18 protein-coding genes and 1 tRNA gene are annotated in these 22,212 nt (G+C 44.3%); 9 read left to right on the top strand and 10 right to left on the bottom strand.

Translation table 11 applies throughout. From position 1 onward, the window contains the following. Window positions 1–61: 61 nt before the first annotated feature. From TY87_RS09025 to TY87_RS09010, 3 genes are all read right to left on the bottom strand, one after another. Entirely contained in the window at window positions 62–1,618 is a 1,557-nt protein-coding gene (locus TY87_RS09025; protein ID WP_100186830.1) for a Fic family protein, read from the bottom strand. 1,105 nt (window positions 1,619–2,723) lie between these two features. Further along, window positions 2,724–2,800, bottom strand: a tRNA-Ile gene (locus tag TY87_RS09015). A gap of 175 nt (window positions 2,801–2,975) precedes the next feature. Next, window positions 2,976–3,494 carry an isochorismatase family protein gene (locus TY87_RS09010; protein ID WP_100186828.1) on the bottom strand — a complete coding sequence of 173 codons (519 nt, stop codon included), beginning with the start codon at window positions 3,492–3,494 and terminating at the stop codon, window positions 2,976–2,978. A gap of 139 nt (window positions 3,495–3,633) precedes the next feature. Here TY87_RS09010 and TY87_RS09005 point away from each other — a divergent pair, with 139 nt between their 5' ends. Beyond that, window positions 3,634–4,578: a GlxA family transcriptional regulator gene (locus TY87_RS09005; protein WP_100186827.1), complete on the top strand. Its 945-nt coding sequence runs from the start codon at window positions 3,634–3,636 to the stop codon at window positions 4,576–4,578. Between the two features lie 107 nt (window positions 4,579–4,685). Here the strand turns inward: TY87_RS09005 and TY87_RS09000 are convergent, their stop codons facing one another. Together TY87_RS09000 and TY87_RS08995 are read right to left on the bottom strand one after the other, a co-directional pair. After that, window positions 4,686–5,015 carry a DHCW motif cupin fold protein gene (locus TY87_RS09000; protein WP_072840237.1) on the bottom strand — a complete coding sequence of 110 codons (330 nt, stop codon included), beginning with the start codon at window positions 5,013–5,015 and terminating at the stop codon, window positions 4,686–4,688. A gap of 135 nt (window positions 5,016–5,150) precedes the next feature. Further along, window positions 5,151–5,888 (bottom strand): GntR family transcriptional regulator, encoded by a 738-nt coding sequence (locus TY87_RS08995; RefSeq protein ID WP_100186826.1) that lies wholly within the window; start codon window positions 5,886–5,888, stop codon window positions 5,151–5,153. Window positions 5,889–6,056: 168 nt separating this feature from the next. On the opposite strand from TY87_RS08995, the gene TY87_RS08990 reads away from it, so the two are divergent. The 3 genes from TY87_RS08990 (at window position 6,057) to TY87_RS08980 (ending at window position 10,183) form a co-directional block, all read left to right on the top strand. After that, on the top strand, window positions 6,057–6,881 hold the full coding sequence (locus TY87_RS08990) for an amidohydrolase family protein (RefSeq protein ID WP_100186825.1): 825 nt from the start codon (window positions 6,057–6,059) through the stop codon (window positions 6,879–6,881). A gap of 37 nt (window positions 6,882–6,918) precedes the next feature. Further along, window positions 6,919–8,217 (top strand): SLC13 family permease, encoded by a 1,299-nt coding sequence (locus tag TY87_RS08985; RefSeq protein WP_100186824.1) that lies wholly within the window; start codon window positions 6,919–6,921, stop codon window positions 8,215–8,217. Between the two features lie 70 nt (window positions 8,218–8,287). Next, a complete protein-coding gene (locus TY87_RS08980; RefSeq protein ID WP_100186823.1) occupies window positions 8,288–10,183 on the top strand; it encodes a methyl-accepting chemotaxis protein in 1,896 nt (631 codons plus the stop codon). A gap of 641 nt (window positions 10,184–10,824) precedes the next feature. On the opposite strand, the gene TY87_RS08975 is transcribed toward TY87_RS08980, so the two are convergent. Continuing rightward, the gene (locus TY87_RS08975; protein WP_198432065.1) at window positions 10,825–11,262 is read right to left on the bottom strand and encodes a GNAT family N-acetyltransferase; all 438 of its coding nucleotides are present in this window, start codon (window positions 11,260–11,262) and stop codon (window positions 10,825–10,827) included. A 168-nt stretch (window positions 11,263–11,430) separates the two neighbouring features. On the opposite strand from TY87_RS08975, the gene TY87_RS08970 reads away from it, so the two are divergent. From TY87_RS08970 to TY87_RS08950, 5 genes are all read left to right on the top strand, one after another. Beyond that, on the top strand, window positions 11,431–12,444 hold the full coding sequence (locus TY87_RS08970) for a sulfate ABC transporter substrate-binding protein (RefSeq protein ID WP_100186822.1): 1,014 nt from the start codon (window positions 11,431–11,433) through the stop codon (window positions 12,442–12,444). A 213-nt stretch (window positions 12,445–12,657) separates the two neighbouring features. After that, a complete protein-coding gene (cysT, locus tag TY87_RS08965; RefSeq protein WP_100186821.1) occupies window positions 12,658–13,497 on the top strand; it encodes a sulfate ABC transporter permease subunit CysT in 840 nt (279 codons plus the stop codon). Then, the gene (gene cysW, locus TY87_RS08960; protein ID WP_100186820.1) at window positions 13,498–14,376 is read left to right on the top strand and encodes a sulfate ABC transporter permease subunit CysW; all 879 of its coding nucleotides are present in this window, start codon (window positions 13,498–13,500) and stop codon (window positions 14,374–14,376) included. A gap of 10 nt (window positions 14,377–14,386) precedes the next feature. Next, entirely contained in the window at window positions 14,387–15,475 is a 1,089-nt protein-coding gene (locus TY87_RS08955; protein WP_100186819.1) for a sulfate/molybdate ABC transporter ATP-binding protein, read from the top strand. Between the two features lie 6 nt (window positions 15,476–15,481). Continuing rightward, window positions 15,482–16,408: a CysB family HTH-type transcriptional regulator gene (locus TY87_RS08950; RefSeq protein ID WP_100186818.1), complete on the top strand. Its 927-nt coding sequence runs from the start codon at window positions 15,482–15,484 to the stop codon at window positions 16,406–16,408. 16 nt (window positions 16,409–16,424) lie between these two features. Here TY87_RS08950 and TY87_RS08945 read toward each other — a convergent pair whose 3' ends face one another. From TY87_RS08945 to ureG, 4 genes are all read right to left on the bottom strand, one after another. Continuing rightward, a complete protein-coding gene (locus tag TY87_RS08945; RefSeq protein WP_100186817.1) occupies window positions 16,425–17,339 on the bottom strand; it encodes a response regulator transcription factor in 915 nt (304 codons plus the stop codon). Between the two features lie 25 nt (window positions 17,340–17,364). Next, window positions 17,365–20,829 carry a hybrid sensor histidine kinase/response regulator gene (locus TY87_RS08940; protein WP_100186816.1) on the bottom strand — a complete coding sequence of 1,155 codons (3,465 nt, stop codon included), beginning with the start codon at window positions 20,827–20,829 and terminating at the stop codon, window positions 17,365–17,367. 39 nt (window positions 20,830–20,868) lie between these two features. Further along, window positions 20,869–21,471 (bottom strand): HupE/UreJ family protein, encoded by a 603-nt coding sequence (locus TY87_RS08935; RefSeq protein ID WP_100186815.1) that lies wholly within the window; start codon window positions 21,469–21,471, stop codon window positions 20,869–20,871. A gap of 70 nt (window positions 21,472–21,541) precedes the next feature. After that, window positions 21,542–22,183, bottom strand: a complete 642-nt coding sequence (ureG, locus tag TY87_RS08930) for an urease accessory protein UreG (protein WP_100186814.1) — start codon at window positions 22,181–22,183, stop codon at window positions 21,542–21,544. Between the last annotated feature and the right edge of the window lie 29 nt (window positions 22,184–22,212).

The raw sequence follows: 22,212 nt of genomic DNA, 5'->3' as shown, positions 1-22,212 counted from the left end.
TGAAAGCGAGGGTAGTGGCTTACACAATTTACTGTAGCATTCGCGCGGCATCTTATTTTAGTTAACTGCGAGGTAGTGGAGGTTCTGCCTTACCCTCTAGAGCAGCTTGAACAAGTGATCCTAAAAATTTCGCGAAAGGCTTTATGTTTTGGTTAGTACTTGCCTCTTCAAGTGCTGCCATATAGTCATTGCGTTTTTCTAGCGGCACAATCGTCCAAGGATAGCCACCACTCGCAAGCATTGCATTCATTAAAAAACGTCCCGTGCGGCCATTCCCATCCATATAAGGGTGAATATAAACAAATATAAAATGCCCAAGCACTACGCGCACAGCGGCATCTTCTTCTCCTTGTAGCAACTCAAAGAATGCGGGCATCGCATCCCGCACAGCCTCTTTACTTGGAGGCGTGTGCATGGAACATCGGATAAATACAGGAGCATTCCGATAACCTGCTAAATCGGCAGGCTTGTGGATACCAGCCGTTACTCCGGGCGCAAACATTTCGCGATACCATACTCGATGATCATTATCGACGACTTCCCCTGCATTATGTCCATCAAGTATTTGTTCTATACTTTTGCGCACGGCTTGATAAGCTTGCCAGTATCCTCGGGCGGCTAAAGCATTTAACCTTTCTTTATCGTCGGTATTTTGTTCTGGGTTCCAATCTCCAGCTCGAACACGGTTTATTAGCTCTGGTGTTACGCGATAACCCTCGATAGAAAGCGAGTGATAGGCGTCTGTTACATACACGTCTTCAACATGCTTCATGTACACGGTTTTATAGACAGTTTGCGAAGGAGATATTGGAAAGTGCTCTATCACTATTTCCCGCATATCCTGCCACATAAGCCGAAGACGATTTACGTATGGGGATTGCTCTCGTCGAGAGAAGCTTAGGCTTGACTGACATTCAAACGGGTCTGACTCTCGCAAATCATACCCAGCTGCTCGCATTGTGCTCAAAATATCATCGGCAATTTGATTGCGGCCAATATTCCTGAATGCGCCAGCTAAACGACCAGCAATAGAGCTATGCCCCCCGTCTAACAGTTGCTCTAGGACGTCGGATGCGTCACTAATCATGGATAATGCGGCACGCATGTCTGTTGGGTTTTGAGTGAAACTTTGTTTACTACAAGCAATTAATGCAGCGGAAAGACTGTAGATGCGCAGCCCATTTTTGACACTAACTTTACCACGTTCAGGGAGAGAAGAACGGATATCCAAAAGTGACGTACCATGAGGTAATGCTGTTACATTGTTCCGTGCTTTGATGGCTCGAACCAATAACTGTTTTGGTACTGTCATATTTTCAGAATGAAGCGCGATAGATTGCTCAGGTGACAAACACCAATCATCACCTTTTAAATAATTAAGGTAAGCCGCACAAAATTGCCAAAAGGACGCATACCAAGCCGTGCTTTCACCACGCGTTTCATCGGGTCTCGCTGGCACATACCATCCCTTGATAACTTCCTCAAGGAAGCCATTTTGAACGAGGCGTTCACGATAAGTGCGCGAGAGCTCAGCAGAACGTATAGCCACTAAGCCATTTTTTTGGAGTTGATGAAGGGCTTCTAATGCATCAGCCAGTTTTTCGGAGGGGGTTGCCATTGTACCTGCTCTTCCTATTTGCCTGTGAATAGATTCGCTTATCGTACGTACGTATCTATTATTCGCTTATTGAGTTGTACTACTATTCGCTTATTGAGTTGCACCACTATTCGCTTATTGAGTTGCACCACTATTCGCTTATTGAGTTGTATCACTATTCGCTTATTGCGTCTAATCATAATTCGCTTATTGTGCTGGATAGGTAGTGGGCGCTGAGCATTCAAAAGTAAACTCCTGCCAGAGCATTAAAACACTGTCACCGTGGAATTAAGGCAAGAGGTGTTAGAAATAAATAGTTCAGCCCAATCTGTCTCTCTGAGAGCTAACAACCATTATGCCTTAGGGGGCGATTTAAAGTTATCTCAGAACTTATTGATATCGATGAAATTGACCGTTCCAAGAGGGTTGTCAGGGGGCTTCAACGAAATATTGCAAATTACTTTTGCGCGCATTATTGAGAATTACTCAACGCTAGCGGAAACGAGTCAGGACGTCGGACACGGTATAGCGGCTGATATTCAAACAAAAGAGTGGATAAATGACTATCATGTTTGGGCAAAAAATTGCTTTAATATTTGTCATTGAGGTTCTCTTTCTAGTAATGATCACTTCCTGGCAACGTATTAGGTGCAACCAAGTGTTGACGCTCCTCTTGCAAAGCCTGAAAACCGACAATCACACTTTGACCAAATTCCGTCAACAGCATCCACCGCCTTACGCACTACCAGTTAAGCACATCACTCAAACTCAAGGCTGACTAGACATGTTATTCAATGCATCAATACGATTCCATGCTGTCTTATAAATGATCCCCACCTGCTTAGCAGCCTTGGAAATGTATCTATCGCCACCAACAACTCAATCTGTGCTGACGTAAAAGGTTTATGCTGCTCAGTTAAAAGTCTCTTCAGCCCAGCCAACGCTGTTTTTTTATTATCCATGGATACCCGTTTCAAAATCACACTTAAAAGACTATTAATCAGTTTACAGGTATTCAGTAATTACGGCGTATATTCTAACCAACGGCCCCCCAAAGAGTACTTTTCAGACAATAAAAAAGCCCCGATAAGTCAGTTTTCACTAACCTATCGAGGCTTATTTTATATGGTGGGCCTGCCCAGACTTGAACTGGGGACCTGCCGATTATGAGTCGGATGCTCTAACCAACTGAGCTACAGGCCCTAAAAGCGTTGCAGATTATATCGATATGCTCGCCACTTGCCAAGAAGTGCATGCAATTTATATGTAATAAATCTTCGAAAGTGGTTGATTACCCGGCTATTTTTTAACCAACCAATTACTCAGCCCTCTAGTTCTCTGCGTTTTACTCGTTTTTTATTTATCGTTAGCGACTCATTTAAACTCGCTCAAAAGCATGCCGAATGTCGGTATAGGTAACTTTCGTCTTAATGGCTTCTAACGCGATCAGGTGTAAAAGCTGTTCACGAGTGGTACAAGCATCTGGCAAGATGCTGACTTGATAAAGATCGGCGGCATCAGAAATCGCAGTATGAGTCACGCAGTTTTGCGTCATCATGCCGCAGATCACTAGACGATCTACCGCCAGCTCTTCTAGCACTTGCGTTAGGTTTGTCTCTTGAAAAGCATCGGCGTGTTTTTTGATGATCACTGGCGCATCAGGTGCGGCGTCTAGAATCGCTTGGTGAAGTTTCACCCCTTCGGTACCTTCAACAAAAAATGGCGATTCGCCAGCTGCTACATGTTGTACAAGTACAATGGCGGCATTTTGTTCTTTTGCTGCGTTAATGGCATTAAGAATTTCTTTTAACGTATTGTCAGTATTCCACAGTGGAAAATTACCTTTTTCGAAATAATCGTTTTGTGGATCGATGACTAATAATGCAGTGCGGCTCATAAATTGGCTCCTATTAAACAAAGTATTGGCAAGCACAGTCGTCGTGCAAAAACCTCTATCTAGAATCGCAAAACTATGGATTCCATTACAGTGTCAAATTTGACATATTAGAGGCCTAAAATGACAAACAGGTGATTCCTTGAAACATTATCAAATCGCTGTACTTGCTTATCCTCATTCTCTTTTATCGGCTGTTTATGGTTTTACTGAGACGTTCAAGCTTGCCAATGAAGCCTGTGAAGAAGCAGGTTTAGAAGTTCGTATTACCACCCATATTTTGCATGAAGCCGACCTTCTCAAAAACCAAGAGACTCAACAACCTTATCACGCGGTGCTATTGCCTCCCAGTTTAGAAAAAGCCAGTTACAGCGAGAGAAATACCTGCATCAATAATTTTTTAATCACACAACATCAACGAGGCGCTATGCTTTGTAGTGCCTGCGCAGGCGCGTTTTTCTTAGCTTACACCGGACTCACAGATAAACGCGTAATGACGACACATTGGGCGTTGGAAGGTTTGTTTAAAGAACGTTTTCCTCAGCAAGCCATGGATACTTCGAAGATATTGATTAATCAAGGCGATATAGTCAGTGCTGGCGGTATGATGTCTTGGATGGATTTGGCCATGGAACTAGTACAAGTACTGACGAATGATAATATCGTTCGTCAGTTAGGCAAAACATTAGTGATTGATACAGGTAAAAGAGAGCAACGCTACTACCAACAGTTTCAACCTAATTTCGACCATGGTGATGCGGCGATTTTGACGGTTCAGCATTATTTACAAGGACATTATGCGGAACTGCAACGCACTGAAAGCATGGCCGCTCTCGCTAAATTAACACCGAGAACCTTTTTAAGACGCTTCGCTAAATGCACTGGATTCAACCCAAATGAATATTTGCAGCGTATCCGTATTCAAACGACTTGCGATGCCTTAGAACAAACAACGCTGCCGTTCGAGAGCATCGCCCTACAAGTAGGATATGAAGATGCGGGCAGTTGCCGTAAAGCCTTTCAGAAGATTATGGGATTAACTCCCAGTGCTTTTCGCCAACGTTTTGTATCTTCTATAACAAGCTAATCAAGCAATTATGTAGCACAAAATAAAAAAGCAAAACCTCTGGTGTGGTTTTGCTTTTTCTATCTATTATTAGCCATGCTCAATCTACAGCTCTCGATCAAAAACGCTCAATCTACAATAAAGAGCGTTGCTCCTTCAGAGGTCGAAGAGCGATGTGGCTCGGCATCATCAGCCACTTGGTAGCTCATACCTGCGGATAAAACAAAGGTACGACCGTCTTTTAGTACGGTTTTCAGCTCGCCACTCATGCAAAAAAGAATATGCCCTTTTGTGCACCAATGATCCGCCAAATACCCAGCAGAATACGTAACTATTCGCACACGAATATCACCAAATTGTTTAGTCTGCCAATACGCGAATCCACTTTCACCTTTGTGGGTCGTTTTTTCGACGCCTTGCCAATCTGTAATGCCAAAGGGTAAATCTGTAATCTTCATAAAAACGCCTTAAAATCCTTCTATTAACAAGACAATGCCGCACCATTTGAGCGGCATAACATAATAAGTAGTAAGCGTTAGCGAGGAACTTTGGTCAAGCACTATATTAATAGATTCGAACAATATTTAAGATGTTTAAGCTATCTCTATTTGGTAACAAAACGTCTCTGCTGCACCATGAGAAATCCGGTATTCCAAAGGCGTTTTGTCATAACCATAAGCCACTCGTTCAATGACGGCAACAGGACTGTTTTCAGCAGTTTTTAAAGCTTCTGCAATGCATTTATTAGCAGATTTAATGGTTAAGGTTTCTTTCGCCGAAGCGATAAGTTGCCCGCATTGTTGTTCATAAAATGGATAGAGCAAATTACCAAACTCTGATAATTCTAAATCAATAAGGCTGGTAAAAAGTAACGCTGGCAACCAAATTTCTTCCGTTAATACCACTCGATCTTCCAAAAAACGCAAACGCTCAAGACAAATAGCCTTGTCATTCACATCTATTTTTAATGCATCAGCTGCTGGCTGTGGTGGCTTTTTGAGTGTTCTGGATAGCAATTGGCTTGTGGGCATAACAAAACGCCCGTCGGAAGACATCTGACGGAAAAAGCGAAATAAAGAGGCATTAAAATCGGGGCGACGCACAAAAGTACCACGACCTTGACTACGGTAAAGCAAACCATCACTAACTAAGGTGTCGACCGCTTTGCGAATCGTTCCAATGGCAACATCATAGGTTTTTGTCAGCTCACTTTCAGTAGGAATTGGGGCATCCGGCAGCCAAGTTCCCGCGCTAATATTTTCTAGCAATTCATCACGTACCTGTTGATATAGGGGTAAACGTTGGTCTCGCCCCTGCTTAAATAACGCCATTTTGATCCCTCATTTGTAAAGAACATTATTCTAATCCCCATACAGTAAGCCGTCTACGATTGTTGACTTAATATTCATATAAACATATATTCATATATATGAATTACATAAGTACACAATTCTCCTCATAATGAACAAACTTAACCGCATGAATGTAAAGGTCTCTTTATGATTTCTGACACTAATTTGCCAGTAAAAGGTATAGACACCCACGCGCATATTTTTCGCACCGATCTGCCTATGACAGCAGAACGAAGGTACGCTCCAGACTATAATGCGCTGCCTGAAGACTTTTTAATGCAGTTAGCAAATTACAACATATCGCATGGTGTTTTAGTTCAGCCTAGTTTTTTAGGTACTGATAACAGTTTTATGCTGCAAGCCTTGCATCAATATCCTCAGAAGCTTAAAGGCATTGCGGTCGTAGACCCTAGCATTAGCGATAACGAATTAGATGAGTTGGATGCGGCTGGTGTAGTGGGTATTCGTCTAAACTTGATAAATAAGCCACTGGAAAATTACACGACTCCTCTATGGCAAACATTTTTAACTAAATTAGCAAAACGTAAATGGGTTGTTGAGATTCAGCGAGAACTAGACGATTTAGCAAGCTTTTTACCGGCTATTTTAGAATCTGGTGTTGAGGTCATTATCGATCATTTTGGCCGTACATTGCAGGGTATCCAACCAGCCAATCGAGCACACCAAGACTTCTTAGATTTACTAAGCAGCGGCGCCCCCATCTGGACAAAAATTTCAGCCGCTTATCGCTGCAATGCCAATATTGAGCAAGCACAAGCAATGTTAGCAATATTGCGCACGGCTTATGGGCACTCAGAACTTTTATTATGGGGAAGTGATTGGCCAAACACACAATTTGAAACACAAACAGATTACACAGAACAATACGGTTTTATGGAAGCCTTACTACCCAGCACGGATGAGCGGAATAAAGTACTAATTACCAATCCAAGCAAGCTGTTTAAGTTTTAACCGGCAACCAAATAAGAAATGTAAAGAGAACCATAAAATGAGTCTACTTGTTGTTGGAGCAATCCTACTATCCATCATCCTTGGTTATAAAACCCGTATTAATATCGGGCTTTTCGCCATCGCTTTCTCCTATTTAATTGGTAGTTTTGCGCTTGGATTAAGCCCTAACGACATCATCAAAATGTGGCCATTGAAGATTTTCTTTATCATATTCTCTGTATCGTTATTTTATAGCTTTGCCATTATCAATGGGACGTTAGAGAAACTGGCCGAACATCTTATGTATCGTTGCCGACACTTTCCTCATCTATTGCCATACGCTATTTACATTACGACGACTATCATTTCAGCATTAGGCGCAGGTTATTACACCGTTCTGGCCTTTATGGCGCCTATTACTTTATTACTTTGCCAACGAACTGGCATGAGTATGGTGATTGGTTCTATGTCAGTAGGTTATGGCGCACTGACTGGCGCAAATTTTATGTCTAGTCAAAGCGGTATTATTTTCCGCGGCATAATGGCAAACGCTGGCGTGACGGAAAACCAAGCATTCATCAACTCTATTGGCATTTTCCTAAGTACCGCAGTTATTCCTTTAATCGTAATTACGGCATTGGTTTTCTTTACTAAGCATCGTAGCACCATTGCAAAAGGCGGCTACCAAGCAGACCTTCCTACAGCGTTTAACAAAGAACAACGTCAAACATTGACGTTAACGCTGATGATGATGGGCTTAGTCTTGCTTGCACCAATTTCACATCTTTTATTTCCAGACAATCAGACGATTACCTTCATTAATTCCAAAATGGATATTGGTTTGATTGCTAGCGTGTTCTCCGTGATCGCACTATTGCTTAAATTAGGTGACGAACGCAAAGCCATCGCGTCTGTGCCATGGTCAACGCTTATTATGATCTGCGGTGTGGGTATGTTGATTTCTGTGGCAATCAAAGCCGGCACGATCAACGACCTAGCGTCTTGGATCGGTACTTCAATACCAGCCGTTTTAGTACCAGTTGCATTCGGTATTGTGGCGGCCTTTATGTCCCTTTTTGCCAGTACATTAGGCGTGGTTACACCAGCGCTTTTCCCAATCGTACCGTCAATTGCTCAAAGCTTGTCACTGGATCCGATGATGCTATTCATCTGTATCGTAGTCGGTGCGCAAGCCACGGCAATATCACCTTTCTCCTCTGGGGGAAGTTTGATTCTAGGTGCCTGCCCAACAGAAGAAAGCCGAACAAAACTGTTCCCTCAACTTCTGTTTCGCGCAGCACCACTGGGCTTTGCCGCAGCCCTAATCTTTAATTTGCTGATCACCTTTGTGCTTTAGCACCCCCTAAACCTCTTTGGGCGTATGCATCGCTTGGTGCTGCGCCCTTTTTTTATATGGAGATACATTTATGACCCTTTCACTGCGCACTCGCCTTCTGAGTGTCAGCATTATTGCCGTCGTTATAACGACAGCTTACTTAGTCTCAGAAACAACGCATTCCCTGACTCAGCAAATGCGCGATTCACTATTAAAAGATGTCCGCCATTTTTCAAAAGCCTATGGCGATAACACGAGCGAGTGGCTAAACAGCCGCAAGGTCATTGCAGAATCGCTTGCTAATACATTAGAGCGAGCACCTGAACAATCGCCCTATATAGCTATCAAACAAGCCTACGATAGTGGCAAGTTTGCCTTAACCTATTACGGCAATAACGACGGTAAGATGTATCGTCAAGATCCGGCATTAGACGCAAAACGCGCTGACTATGACCCACGCCAAAAAAGCTGGTACACCGAAGCCATGAGCATTAGTAAAGCCAGCATACTCGGCCCAAATCTAAGCTCTACCACAAAAGAGTTGGTTATTATTTTAACCAATCCAGTAACCAAAAATGGCCAGACATTCGGTATGGTTGGTGCAAACCTAAGTTTGAATCAATTATCTAAACAGGTTGCCGAACTTGATATTCCAGGTTCTGGCTCTGCCATGATGGTGTCATCTAACAACGATATTATTGCTCATGCAGACAAAAATATGGTGATGAAAAAAGCCGAATCTATTTCGCCTATTTTCGCGCCTAAATTCCTATCAAACTTAGCAAGAGAAGATAAGCTAGTAGAAGAAACCTTAGATGGGAATGAGGTCTTTGCCTACGCTCAGAATATCCCTAACACGGATTGGACCTTAGTTTTCACCATGGATAAAAGTGAGCTAATGGCGCCAGTTTACACAGTATTAGTTCGCCAAACTATCACCGCCTTGGCTCTATTAGCAGCCTTCAGTTGCTTCTTATATTGGTTGTTTAAAGTACTCTTTAGTGACTTAAATCGTGTTTCAAAAGCCTTGCAGAATATATCCAAGGGCAAAGGCGATTTACGCGCTCGTATAGAAGTAAAGCGAGATGACGAGATTGGCATACTGGCACAAGGTTTTAACGACTTTGTTAGCCACATGCACGGCGTTGTAGAACGTCTAAAAGTACTGTCTAAAGATGTAGCGGACGAAGCACATAACGTCTCGAATTCCTCTACTCAAAGCGCTTCTCGTGTTGCCACTCAGCAACAAGAAATCGACATGGTTGCTTCTGCCGTCACCGAAATGGCTGCCGCAACCAATGAGATCGCAGGCAATGCAGAACAAACTGCAAAAGCCGCTAGCCATTCTGTTGAACTTGGTCAAAAAGGCAGCGCTCAAGTACAAAAGAGCCGTAACTCAACTTACCAGCTTGCCAACGAAGTGAGCCTTGCCACTAAGCAAATCTCAGCTTTGGATCACCATGCCCAACAAATCAGCGGTATTTTATCAACCATTACTGGCATCGCAGAACAAACCAACTTGCTGGCACTAAACGCTGCTATCGAAGCGGCTCGTGCAGGTGAACATGGTCGTGGTTTTGCCGTAGTTGCCGATGAAGTACGTACATTGTCCCAGCGTACTCACTCTTCTACAGAAGAAATTCAAAAGATGATTGAGTTACTACAAGAGCAGACATCAAAAGCAGTTACTTCGATGCAAAACAGCAGTGCTAAAGCGCAAACCAGTGTGGCCGATGCGGATGCAGCAACAGAAAGCCTAGAAGAAATCGCCAATGCTATCATTAGCATTTCAGACATGGCAACGCAGATCGCTACCGCCGCTGAAGAGCAAACAGCAGTAACTCATGAAATAAGCCAAAACAGCGAAATCATTCGCCAAGTGGCGGCAGATTTAGCCGATGAAAGCAAAACAGGTGTAGAGCAGTCGAAACGACTTAGCCTACTTGCTAAACAAGTCGACACAGAAGTCGGCCAGTTCCAAATATAAGTTCTAATCACTCAAAAAAACTGGACGGAACTATTTTCAGAAAGAGATAATTCCAGAACAGGACATCAAAATAACAAAAGCCTCGCTGGCAATACTAGCGGGGCTTTTTCATTAAAACGAAAGCTCACGACTGTAGATATATCATCAAGATCTTTTTAAAAATTTAAGCAAAAAAAAGTGATGGCTCAAAAAATGAGACATCACCAAAAAAAAGGGAAGTACAGAATGAATCTTTAGCGATTTAAAGAAACATCACCCTAAAAGAAGGGCTACTGACGCTACTTAAAAAATAGAAAAAACTACAAAGTAAGATAGAGAACAGGTTCATTGTCGAATCTGATAAAGCTTTACCAAACTCGCGGAAATTCAAAAGGTTTGAAGGGAGTCCATTCGATAGATTAGACGATATATTTAAGATCTAAAGGCCTTCAACAGAACGTCATAATAAAAAGAAAAATGACTCAAAACAATGCACACAAGGCATCATGAACATTCTTATCTCGTTCCAGCATTTGTGTGCAAATTGATGAAAATTCGCAAGAACCTGTCATTAAAACATAACAAAAGATCACATAAAGCATATCCATTATTCTTTATGCGATTCAAGAACCTATCAAGATTCAAGAACCTACCGATTATGCTTACTTCAAAGATTGGATATCCGTTAACACCCATGCACTGTTATGCTGGGTAAAACCAATTTTAGGGTAATAATCTACCGCCTGAGGAGCAGACAAAAGAATCAAAGAACACTTAGGCTGCAACGCTTCCTTGGTCATTCGCACCAAGGTTTTACCAATACCTGATGACTGCACAGATTCATCTACCGCCAAGTCAGATAAATAACAGCAAAAGGCAAAATCCGTCACCGAACGAGACACGCCCACCAGAGCCTCACCCTGCCATGCTGTAATCAACAAATTGGAGTTTTCCAGCATAGCGTTTACGGTCTCTAAATTATCAATAGGACGACGTGCACCTAATGTAGTTTTCGACAGCAGCTCAATAAACTGAGCCGCCGTAATCGCCTGATTTACCTTGTATGTAATAGCCAGTTCTGTGGATTGCTCAACGGACATTATTCGGACTCCTTTAAAGTTAGCTAGCGCTACGCCAAAGATATTATTTAGCATTTTTTCGTATAAACAATCCATTTTAAATTGGTTTTGTTTGTATAACTGTTTACTTAACCTTTCCTTGTCTTTAACACCTCAGGCTAGATCTCATTTCATCAAGGAAAACAGAAAATGACTTTTAAAAAACGACTCAGTATATTGCCCTTAATTATTAGCGCTACGGTGGCTAGCCAACAGCTTATTGCAAAAGACATCACCTTGCTCAACGTATCTTATGACCCAACTCGCGAACTTTATCAGGCATTTAATCCGCTGTTTATCAACTATTGGAAGCAGCGTACTGGTGATGACGTAACGATCAAACAATCCCATGGTGGCGCAGGCAAACAAGCACGTGCTGTGATTGATGGTTTGCAAGCCGATGTAGTGACGTTAGCATTGGCCTACGACATCGACGCGATTGCCGAAAAAACTGGCAACATAGATCCAAATTGGGAGGAAAAACTCCCCAACAACAGCGCGCCTTATACATCAACCATCGTTTTCTTAGTTCGAAAAGGCAATCCTAAAAACATCCAAGACTGGGACGATCTAGTCAAACCCGGCACCCAAGTCATCACGCCTAATCCAAAATCCTCTGGCGGTGCTCGTTGGAATTATTTGGCGGCTTGGGGTTACGCAGAAGAAAAGTACGGCAGTGAGGAAAAAGCCAAAGACTATATTAAACAGCTATTTAAAAATGTCCCTGTGCTAGACAGTGGTGCCCGTGGCGCAACCAATACCTTTGTTCAACGTGGCATAGGCGATGTATTACTTGCATGGGAAAATGAAGCTTTTCTAGCCATTAATGAACTAGGCCCAGAAAAGTTTGAAATTGTTGTGCCATCGGTATCTATCTTGGCAGAACCTCCTGTCACAGTGGCGGATAAAATCGCTGAAAAACACGGCACAAAAGAAGTGGCAGAAGCCTATTTAGCCTATTTGTATTCACCTGAGGCACAGCGTTTGGCGGCAAAACATTACTACCGTCCAGTTTTGCCAGCATTGGCAGATCCTAAGGACATCGCGCGTTTTCCAAACGTTAGAACGTTTACTATCAAAGAAAAATTCGGCAACTGGCAGCAAGCACAGAAAACTCATTTTAGTGATGGTGGGGAGTTTGACCAGATATATACCGTTAAATAAAAGCCAATCGCCTTCTAACCTCTTAATCTCGTAACCATAAATGCAAAACGGACGCTCCATCAGCGTCCGTTTTGCATTTAACGTTTTACTTTTACGAGACCGTTGTACAAGAAAAGCTAAATCACTTTTCTTCATAAGCTTCCCATTTATTCTTAGTTCTGCTGCATAAACCATCTCCATAAACTACAGACTTTAGACATTCTGGAGTCAGTAATGAACACGCTTCGTCAATTTTCGGTGTTACCCGGATTTGGTTTATCTCTGGGTTACACCTTGGTGTATTTATCCCTCATTGTACTGGTTCCCATCAGCGCGATTTTTATCTTCACTAGTCAGTTAAGCCTGTCTGAATATTGGCAAGTCGTCACCTCGCCTCGTGTTATAGCGTCTTATCAATTGTCATTTGGCACATCATTTTTAGCGGCTGCCATTAATGCCGTCTTCGGCGTGTTGCTGGCTTGGTGTTTAGTACGTTATTCCTTTCCCGGTAAACGCATCGTCGACGCCTTAATAGACTTGCCTTTTGCTTTGCCTACTGCGGTTGCTGGTATCGCCTTAACCGCTTTATACGCAAAAAACGGTTGGCTTGGACAAATCATTGAAGGTTATTTTGGCATTAAGGTGGCTTTTACGCCGATTGGTATTTTGATTGCGTTGGTGTTTATCGGCCTGCCTTTTGTGGTGAGAACGGTACAACCTGTATTGGAAGAAATTGATACAGAATTGGAAGAAGCCGCGTCAAGTCTAGGTGCGAGTCGTTGGAAAGCTTGTCGCTATGTGGTTTTACCAGTCTTGTTACCCGCCATCATGACGGGCTTTGCCCTAGCTTTTGCCCGTGCGGTGGGCGAATACGGCTCGGTTATTTTCATTGCCGGTAACATTCCTATGGTGTCCGAAATCACGCCCTTAATGATCATCAGCAAGCTAGAACAATACGACTACACAGGCGCGACAGCTATCGCTTCCGTCATGTTAATTGTGTCATTCATCTTATTACTACTGATTAATTTATTGCAGTCATGGACAGCCAAACAAACAGGAAGGAACGCTTAAATGAGCACACTTGCTATACAAACGCACGCTTCACAAACAACACGTTTTGAAAAGAACGCCGCAACACGAGAACCCAACTGGGTAAAATATTTACTGCTAGGAATCTCATTAAGTTTCTTTGCGCTGTTTTTGTTGTTGCCGTTAATCGCTGTCTTCACCGAAGCCTTACGCAAAGGATTAGAAACTTATTGGCTAGCATTTACGGATGCTGATGCCCTGTCCGCCATTACTCTTACACTAACCGCCGCGCTGATATCTGTGCCGCTTAATCTGGTTTTTGGCGTGGCAGCCGCGTGGGCCATCACAAAATTTGAGTTTAGAGGTAAACAGATTTTAATCACCTTTATTGATCTGCCTTTTTCCATCTCGCCGGTCATTGTTGGCTTAAGTTTGGTACTTGTATTTGGTGTTCATGGTTGGTTTGGTGAGTGGTTAATCGCCAACGACGTCAAGGTTATTTTCGCCTTACCGGGCATTGTACTGGCCACCATCTTTGTGACCTTTCCATTTGTCGCGCGCGAACTGATTCCACTCATGCAAGCACAAGGCAAAGAGGAAGAAGAAGCTGCCATTGTGCTGGGTGCGAAAGGCTGGCAAACCTTTTGGTACGTGACCTTACCGAATATCAAATGGGGCCTGTTGTATGGCGTAATTCTCTGTAACGCCAGAGCCATGGGCGAGTTCGGTGCTGTATCCGTTGTGTCTGGTCATATTCGTGGCGAAACCAACACCCTGCCCTTGCATGTGGAAATTCTTTACAACGAATACAACTTCTCGGCGGCTTTCGCAGTGGCGTCTTTATTGGCTTTATTAGCCCTGCTGACCTTAGTCATCAAAAGCTATGTCGAGCATAAAATCAGCAAAAGAACGAATGGATAATAGGTGATACATGAGCATTAACGTAAAAAATATACACAAGCAATTTGGCGAATTCACCGCCCTTGACGACATATCACTAGACTTTCCATCAGGCGAATTAGTGGCGCTACTTGGCCCATCTGGCTGCGGCAAAACAACCTTGTTGCGCATTATCGCTGGACTAGAACAAGCCGATCTCGGCGACATTATTTTGGATGGCGAAAACGCCTCAAACACGCATGTTAGAGATCGTCAGGTCGGCTTTGTTTTCCAGCATTACGCCCTATTCAAACACATGACGATTTTCGACAATGTCGCCTTTGGTTTAAGAATGAAACCCAAAACACAACGTCCATCTGAGTCAAAAATACGCGAAAAAGTACTCAGTTTATTGCAGCTTGTGCAATTGGATTGGTTGGCAGATCGCTTTCCTGCACAACTCTCTGGCGGCCAGCGTCAGCGTATCGCCTTGGCGAGAGCCCTAGCAGTCGAACCACGCGTTTTGTTACTGGATGAACCCTTTGGCGCCTTAGATGCAAAAGTACGAAAAGAACTACGTCGTTGGTTGCGAAAACTCCATGACGAGCTGCATATCACCTCTATTTTTGTCACGCACGATCAAGAAGAAGCACTAGAAGTCGCCGACCGAGTGGTTTTAATGGATCACGGCAAAGTAGAACAAGTCGGCACACCAGAAGCGGTTTACAATCACCCACAGACGCCCTTTGTATTCAGCTTTTTAGGTTCGGTGAACGTGTTTCATGGCCGTGCGGAGCAAGAGCATTTACAGGTTGGTAATGAACAATTGCGTCACCATAATGATTCTTATGGCCATGCCCAAGACGTGTTTGCCTTTGCCAGACCCCATGAATTAAAAATCGTCGATAATAATCATCACGAAGGCGTATCCGCACGAATAAGCCGTATATTATCCTTTGGTATCGAAACCAAGGTGGAACTGGACGGTCTTAACGGCACACATTACGAAGTACACTTGTCCCAACAACAGCGACAAGCTCAGCTATTGCACATTGGGCAAGAGGTCAAATTAGTCCCCTCGGCTTTAGCGCTCTTCCCTAAAGAAATAGAAACACTACGACTTAGCGAACAACAAGGATAACGACCAGTGAATTTTCAGCAATTACGTATTTTGCGAGAAACCGTCAGACAGGATTTCAATCTGACGGAGGCGGCTAACCACCTTTTCACGTCGCAATCAGGTGTTTCTAAACACATCAAAGATTTAGAAGACGAGCTAGGTGTCGAACTGTTTGTTAGAAAAGGCAAACGGCTGCTCGGACTCACCGAGCCGGGCAAAGAATTAATCAAAATTGCCGAACGGATTCTGTTGGATGCCAACAACATCAAAAACTTAGCAGATCACTATCGAGACAATGACAGTGGCGAACTCACCATCGCCACTACTCACACTCAGGCGCGATATATCCTGCCGGCGGTGATTACCTTATTTAAGCAAAAGTACCCAAAAGTCCATTTGAAGTTACATCAAGGTAGTCCAAGCGAAATTGCTAAACTGTTACTCGCCGGCGAAGCAGACATTGGTATTGCCACAGAGACACTAGGCGACATCGCCGAATTGGCAAGTTTTCCTTATTACAAATGGACGCACACCGTCGTCGTGCCCAAAGATCACCCATTGAATCAGCATCCTCAACCTCTGACATTAAAAGCCATCAACGCTTATCCGATAGTCACCTATCACGATGGGTTTACTGGCCGAGCCAATATCGAAAAAGCCTTTCGGCATACGGGAGAAAAACCGAATATCGACATGTCAGCCTTAGATGCGGACGTCATCAAATCGTATGTGGAATTGGGCATGGGTGTGGGGATTATTGCTTCCGTCGCCTACGATGAAAAACGTGATACAGATCTGGTTATCTTACCATCACAACATTTATTCGAACCGAGCTGGAGTAAAATTGGCTTACGCCGAGGGCATTATTTACGCCAATACGCCTATGACTTCATTCATTTATGCGCAGACAGCTTAACCGCCGACGTCATAAATGCAGAGATAAAGCCCGAATAGCTAACGCCCTTTTAAATTAGCGCTCTGCCGACAAAACCCGCAGCGCTACACCAGCGGCTGAAGTACGATTTTCGACACCGAGCTTTGGAAAGATTTGTTCTAGATGCTTGTTGACTGTGCGCGGGCTCATTTCGAGAATTTCGGCGATTTCTCGGTTGGTTTTACCGTTGGCAATCCAATGCAATACTTCTGATTCGCGATCCGTTAGATCCAGCTCTTTCTTCAATAAAGCAGGGCCTGCCGGTTTGTCGCCGTCTTCCAGTCGTAATAGCACTTCTTTTTGCTCGGTGACGCCCATCATTTTCAATGCCAAAGGATATTCCAAACCGCTGAGTTTCAAGACGTTGCCGACCACAGGTTGATGAGCTAACCAAAGACGTATTTGCAAGGCTAATTCTGTACTTTGCCATTCACTGCTGGCGCGCGCTTTGGCAAGTAAGGCATAGGTTTGCGGCGTTGCCCAAGCAATTCCCCCTGCATAGGTTGTCGTCATTAAATACTGTCCCATACTATCAAGTGCTGATTGTGCATTGTTGCTCAAACGAGCATTAGACAAGTGTACACGCATGCGAGCAATCAACTCATTGGGTTGAATTGGCTTAGTGAGATAGTCTACGCCGCCCGCTTCTAGACCACGTACAATGTCATCGGTATCGCTCAAACCTGTCATGAAAATAACCGGGATCGACGCCAATCTTTGGTCGGCTTTTAGTGCTCGGCAAGTTTCAAAACCATCCATATTCGGCATGATGGCATCGAGCAAAATGATGTCAGGACGAATCCGTCGAGCAATGGTTAAGGCTTGCTTGCCTTCAAGGGCAACAAGCACATCCATATTGGCCGTTTCCAAGGTGTCATGAATTAGGCTCAACGCATCTGGCGAGTCGTCGACCACTAATACGATGTCACTTTTATTGCTTGGGGTTATCATCACTGGTTCCACTTTATAGAGCTCATTATGAAGAATGTTGCTGTATATACTGAGCAATCGCATCGAACTGAAAGCTTTGATACAAGCTCTCTAATTGCTGCAAATGGCTCGGGGCAATCACGTCTGTTTTAGCCAACTGGTCCAACACGCCACGCACGCCTTTTTTGTAACCCATTTCCGCGAACGCCATCAACTCGCGCACACTTTCATGGTCTGGAATGGCGACTGGTTGTTGCCCATCTAACACTTTCTGCTCGTGTTCTTCGCTGCTGCCAGAGAGTTTCTCAATAACAATCGGTGCCATGGTATCTAATTCAGTTTCTTGATACACCCAATCAAGCACTAGCCAATGTTTAATCGCATCCAGCAAAGCACTGTTGTTCACCGGTTTGACTAAATACTGATTAAACGCCGCTTGCTCGTCAGGCTTACGCTGATTCTCTTTAGCATCGGCAGACAACATAATTATCGGAGTGCTGTAAGCGCGATCTCGCAATAGCTTGGCTAAGCTCAAACCATCCATGCCGGGCATCGACACATCCAATACGAATAGATCAGGCGAGCAGGACTCTAGCTCATCCAAGCAGCTTTCAGCATCGGCAGCTTCCAACACATTAAAACCAAGCGGCACGAGAATATCAGACAACAAACCACGCACCACAGGATCATCGTCCACTACCATCAGAGTACGCTGATAACCTCGATAACTCACGATGCGTTTGTATTCATAAGCAGAGCTATCCCCTTGGCTGACCCAAGGCAACATCAGGCTAACGCGAAACTCACTGCCCTCGCCGACCACAGAATGAGCTTGTATATCACCGCCCATGATTTCCGTCAGCAACTTCACTATGGTCAAGCCCAAGCCTGTGCCGGGTAAATTGCCAGTACTGACGTCGCGGACTCGCTCAAACGGATCAAAAATGCGCTTTAAATGTCCTTCTTTAATACCAACGCCCGTGTCTCGAATAACAAACTCCGCCACTTGATTGCGATAGTTCACTTCGAACAAAACCGAGCCTTTTGGCGTGTATTTCACCGCATTTGACAACAAATTGATCAAAATTTGCCGCAAACGCTTTTCATCCGTCACCACATGCTGAGGCAAAGGCGCGAGAATTTTCGATTGTAATTGAATGCCTTTGTCACGAGCCTGCATGGCAAACATACTATTTAGCTGATCGATCAATTTCGGAAAATCCACCGTATTGCGGTACAGATCAAATCGTCCTGCTTCAATCTTCGAAATATCCAACAAACCTTCGATCAAATCTGCCAAATACAAACCGCTGCGATGAATAATATCCAAGCCATTCTGATGCCCAGATGGCGTATTGGCTTTTTCTGACAAAAGTTGCGCGTAGCCAATAATAGATTGCAGCGGCGTGCGTAATTCATGGCTAATACCTGTTAGATAACGACTTTTCGCTTCATTTGCCCGCTCGGCTTGTTCTTTTGCATTTTGTAATGCACGGTCAGTTTCTTGGTGAGCGTCAATCTCACGAATCAATTTTCGTGTTTGGCGATTCGACTCTTTCTGCGCCACCACTCGGCTTTCATGCGCCAACACAAACAACCACGACAAAACGCCAGATACTATTAATAAGGTAAAAAACAGCGCCAACATGGTGTCTTTCAGCAAGACAGCTTCATTCAGCGAACTAGGTGCCATCTGCCGATAAATCAACATCATCAGTGCCGCGTTAATGATATTGATCACCAGCAACAAAGACGCAAAACGACCAAAACGAGAACTCAGTGCTTTTACCAATCCCTTGGGCAAAAACAGCTTTAAGAAATAATCACTCTGCTGACCAATACTCGCCTGCGGCTTGCAACTGTCTAAACAGCGCACATCCAAGGAACAACACAAAGAACAAATTGGCTGCATGTAGGCAGAACAAAAACTCATGTCTTCCGTTTCGAAAGCATTCTCACAAATCCCGCAGGTCAAGGTGACATACTTAGGGTTGCGCTGTCTTGCTAGCTCGATCATCGGAATCAGCTCTGGGCTTTGGCGCGCAAGGTAATATTTGCCCTTGGTGAGCCAAGCAATCAGCGGCACAAACACAAAACAAGAACCCAGCGAAATAAAGTGACACAAACTTTTCGCCACTTCACCAAAGACACCTAAATAACTCACTAAACCTAACGTGGTCGCGATCAACATCGAGCCTGTTCCTACAGGATTAATGTCGTATAAATGCGCGCGTTTGAACTCGACGTAATTGGGACTTAACCCCAAGGGTTTGTTAATCAACAAATCCGCCGACAAACTACCCAACCAGCTCACCGCGGCGATGGCAAACACGCCCAAAATCGCGCCCAAGGCTTGATAAATGCCCAACTCCATCAGTAATAACGCAATGGTAACGTTGAATACCAACCAGACGACACGCCCCGGATGAGAGTGGGTTAAACGCGAGAAGAAATTGGACCAAGCAATAGAACCAGCATAAGCGTTGGTTAAATTGATTTTCATCTGACAGATAAACACAAACACCGCCGCCAGAATCAATGCGGTAGTGGGCGAGGTAGTTAAAAAGAAAAAGATGCGCTGATACAAATAGGTTGGGTCAGTGGCTTGTATCGCGGAAGCACCATCTGAAATAGCTAAGTAGGCCAAAAACGAGCCCAATAGCATTTTGATCGCGCCAATAAACACCCAACCAGGGCCAGCTAAAATAAGCCAAAACCACCAGCGTCGGCGGTTTTGTTTGTTCTTGATCGGAAAAAAGCGCAAATAGTCGACCTGCTCGCCAATCTGCGCCATCAAGGCAAATAACACAGACGCCGCGGAACCAAACAATATCCAATCAAAATGCGTGCTTTGCGGTAAATCCACTGGCGCGTATTGCGTCCAACCTTCGAAGTTTTGGTATTCCTGCGAGACCACCACGCCGATAGCCGCCACTTGCAACACCAACCAAATCCATTGGGTGCCATTTTGAAAACGACTAATAGCGCGAATACCGTGTGTCACAATGGGAATAACAAAAATCGCCGAGAGCGCATAACCTAAGGCCAACGGAATCCCCAAGAGAACTTCCATCGCCGAGGCCAAAATAGCCGCTTCAATGGCAAAGAAGATAAAGGTGAACGATGCGTAAATCAGTGAGGTGATGGTTGAGCCAAGGTAGCCAAAACCAGCACCTCGGGTCAGTAAATCTATGTCCAAACCATGCTTAGCGGAATAATATGCAATGGGGAAACCGGTTATAAAAAACACCGCTAACACAGTGAGAATCGCCGCCACCGCGTTGGTAAATCCGTACGCCAGAGTAATAACAGCGGCCAATCCCTCTAGAGCCAAAAACGCCGTTGCACCGAGCGCTGTATGACCGACGCGCTCGATGCTCATGACATGACCTTGCTTGGAGCTGCTGTCATGCCTAGAAGTGTAACGCAAGGCGTAATCTTCCATGGTTTGGTCGGCGACCCACTTATTATAGTGGCGTCGCACTTTAAAGATCTTTTGTGCAGCCGTCATAAAGTCTCGCGGTCAGGCTATAAAATACCATACAGCCAATTAGACAAAAGCAAGTAACAAACCTGCTGTCGCAATAACAAAGCCACTAATTCGTGTCGCGAACGATGACGTACCAATTTTCGTCATCAACTGACCTAACCCAAGTCCAACTAAATGCAAGCTAGCCGTTGCCAAAGCAAAGCCCAGCGCATATTGCAGACCATTGGCATTCAAAGGCATTTCCATACCGTGAGCGGCACCGTGGAATAACGCAAAACCACCCGCAATCATCACGCAAACCGCCGTTGGTAAACGCTTAGCAAACAACACCAAAGCGCCCAAGACGATGACAGACAATAAAATACCTTGCTCAACAAATGGCACATTCAAACCCGCCACAGCTAAGCCGCCACCTAGCAACATAGTCACAACAAACGCAGCTGGAATCGCCCACAAAGCGCGACCTCCAATGCTCGCTGCCCAAAGACCAATCGCCACCATAGCCAAAAGATGATCCAAACCGCCCATTGGGTGAGCAAAACCCGTCATAAAGCTAGAAGCTTGTTCATGCCCTGGATGAGCAAGAACAGAACCTGACGCTAATACCGAAGCTGCTACCAACAAACCTTTTGTTTTCAATGCTCTTTCTTTCAACGCATTCATAATTTTTCTCCTAATATTTTGTAAATCTGAACTTAATACTTCCCAAAGACGTTACGAGCGCAGTAGTCGTTTAAACGACGGCTTTTGCCGCTGGTATTTCTTTTGCTTCAAGCATCCCTTCAGACACAATGATTTGAATAATCTCATCCAAGCCTTGGGCTTTTTTTAGATTCGAAAAAATAAAAGGACGATCACCTCGTTGAATCTTGGCGTCGTGTGCCATCACATCCAAAGACGCCCCAACCAAAGGCGCTAAGTCAGTTTTATTAATAATCAACAAATCGGACTTAGTAATACCCGGGCCGCCTTTACGAGGAATCTTGTCACCAGCGGAGACATCAATGACATAAATCGTAAAATCGGATAGCTCTGGGCTAAAGGTCGCACTCAAATTGTCGCCACCACTTTCCACAAACACCACATCCAACTCGCCATGGCGCTCTAGTAATTGATCAATCGCCGCCAAGTTCATCGACGCGTCTTCACGAATCGCCGTATGCGGACAACCGCCTGTTTCGACACCGATAATACGATCTGCATCCAAGGCTTCATGCTGAGTTAAGAACTTCGCGTCTTCTTGGGTGTAAATATCATTGGTCACCACGGCAATGTTGTAATGGTCACGCATCGCACTGCATAAAGAACGCAACAAAGCCGTTTTGCCTGATCCTACTGGACCACCTACACCAATTCGTAATGTTTGTTTTTTCATGCTAATTCCTCTTAAAACTATGTTCCTTC

Origin of the sequence: Marinomonas sp. BSi20584, from assembly GCF_002792415.1 — a bacterium.
In the GTDB taxonomy this organism is placed as follows: Bacteria; Pseudomonadota; Gammaproteobacteria; order Pseudomonadales; family Marinomonadaceae; genus Marinomonas; species Marinomonas polaris.
The sequence above is the reverse complement of the archived record's forward strand: the minus strand, read 5'-3'. Positions and strand labels throughout refer to the sequence as shown.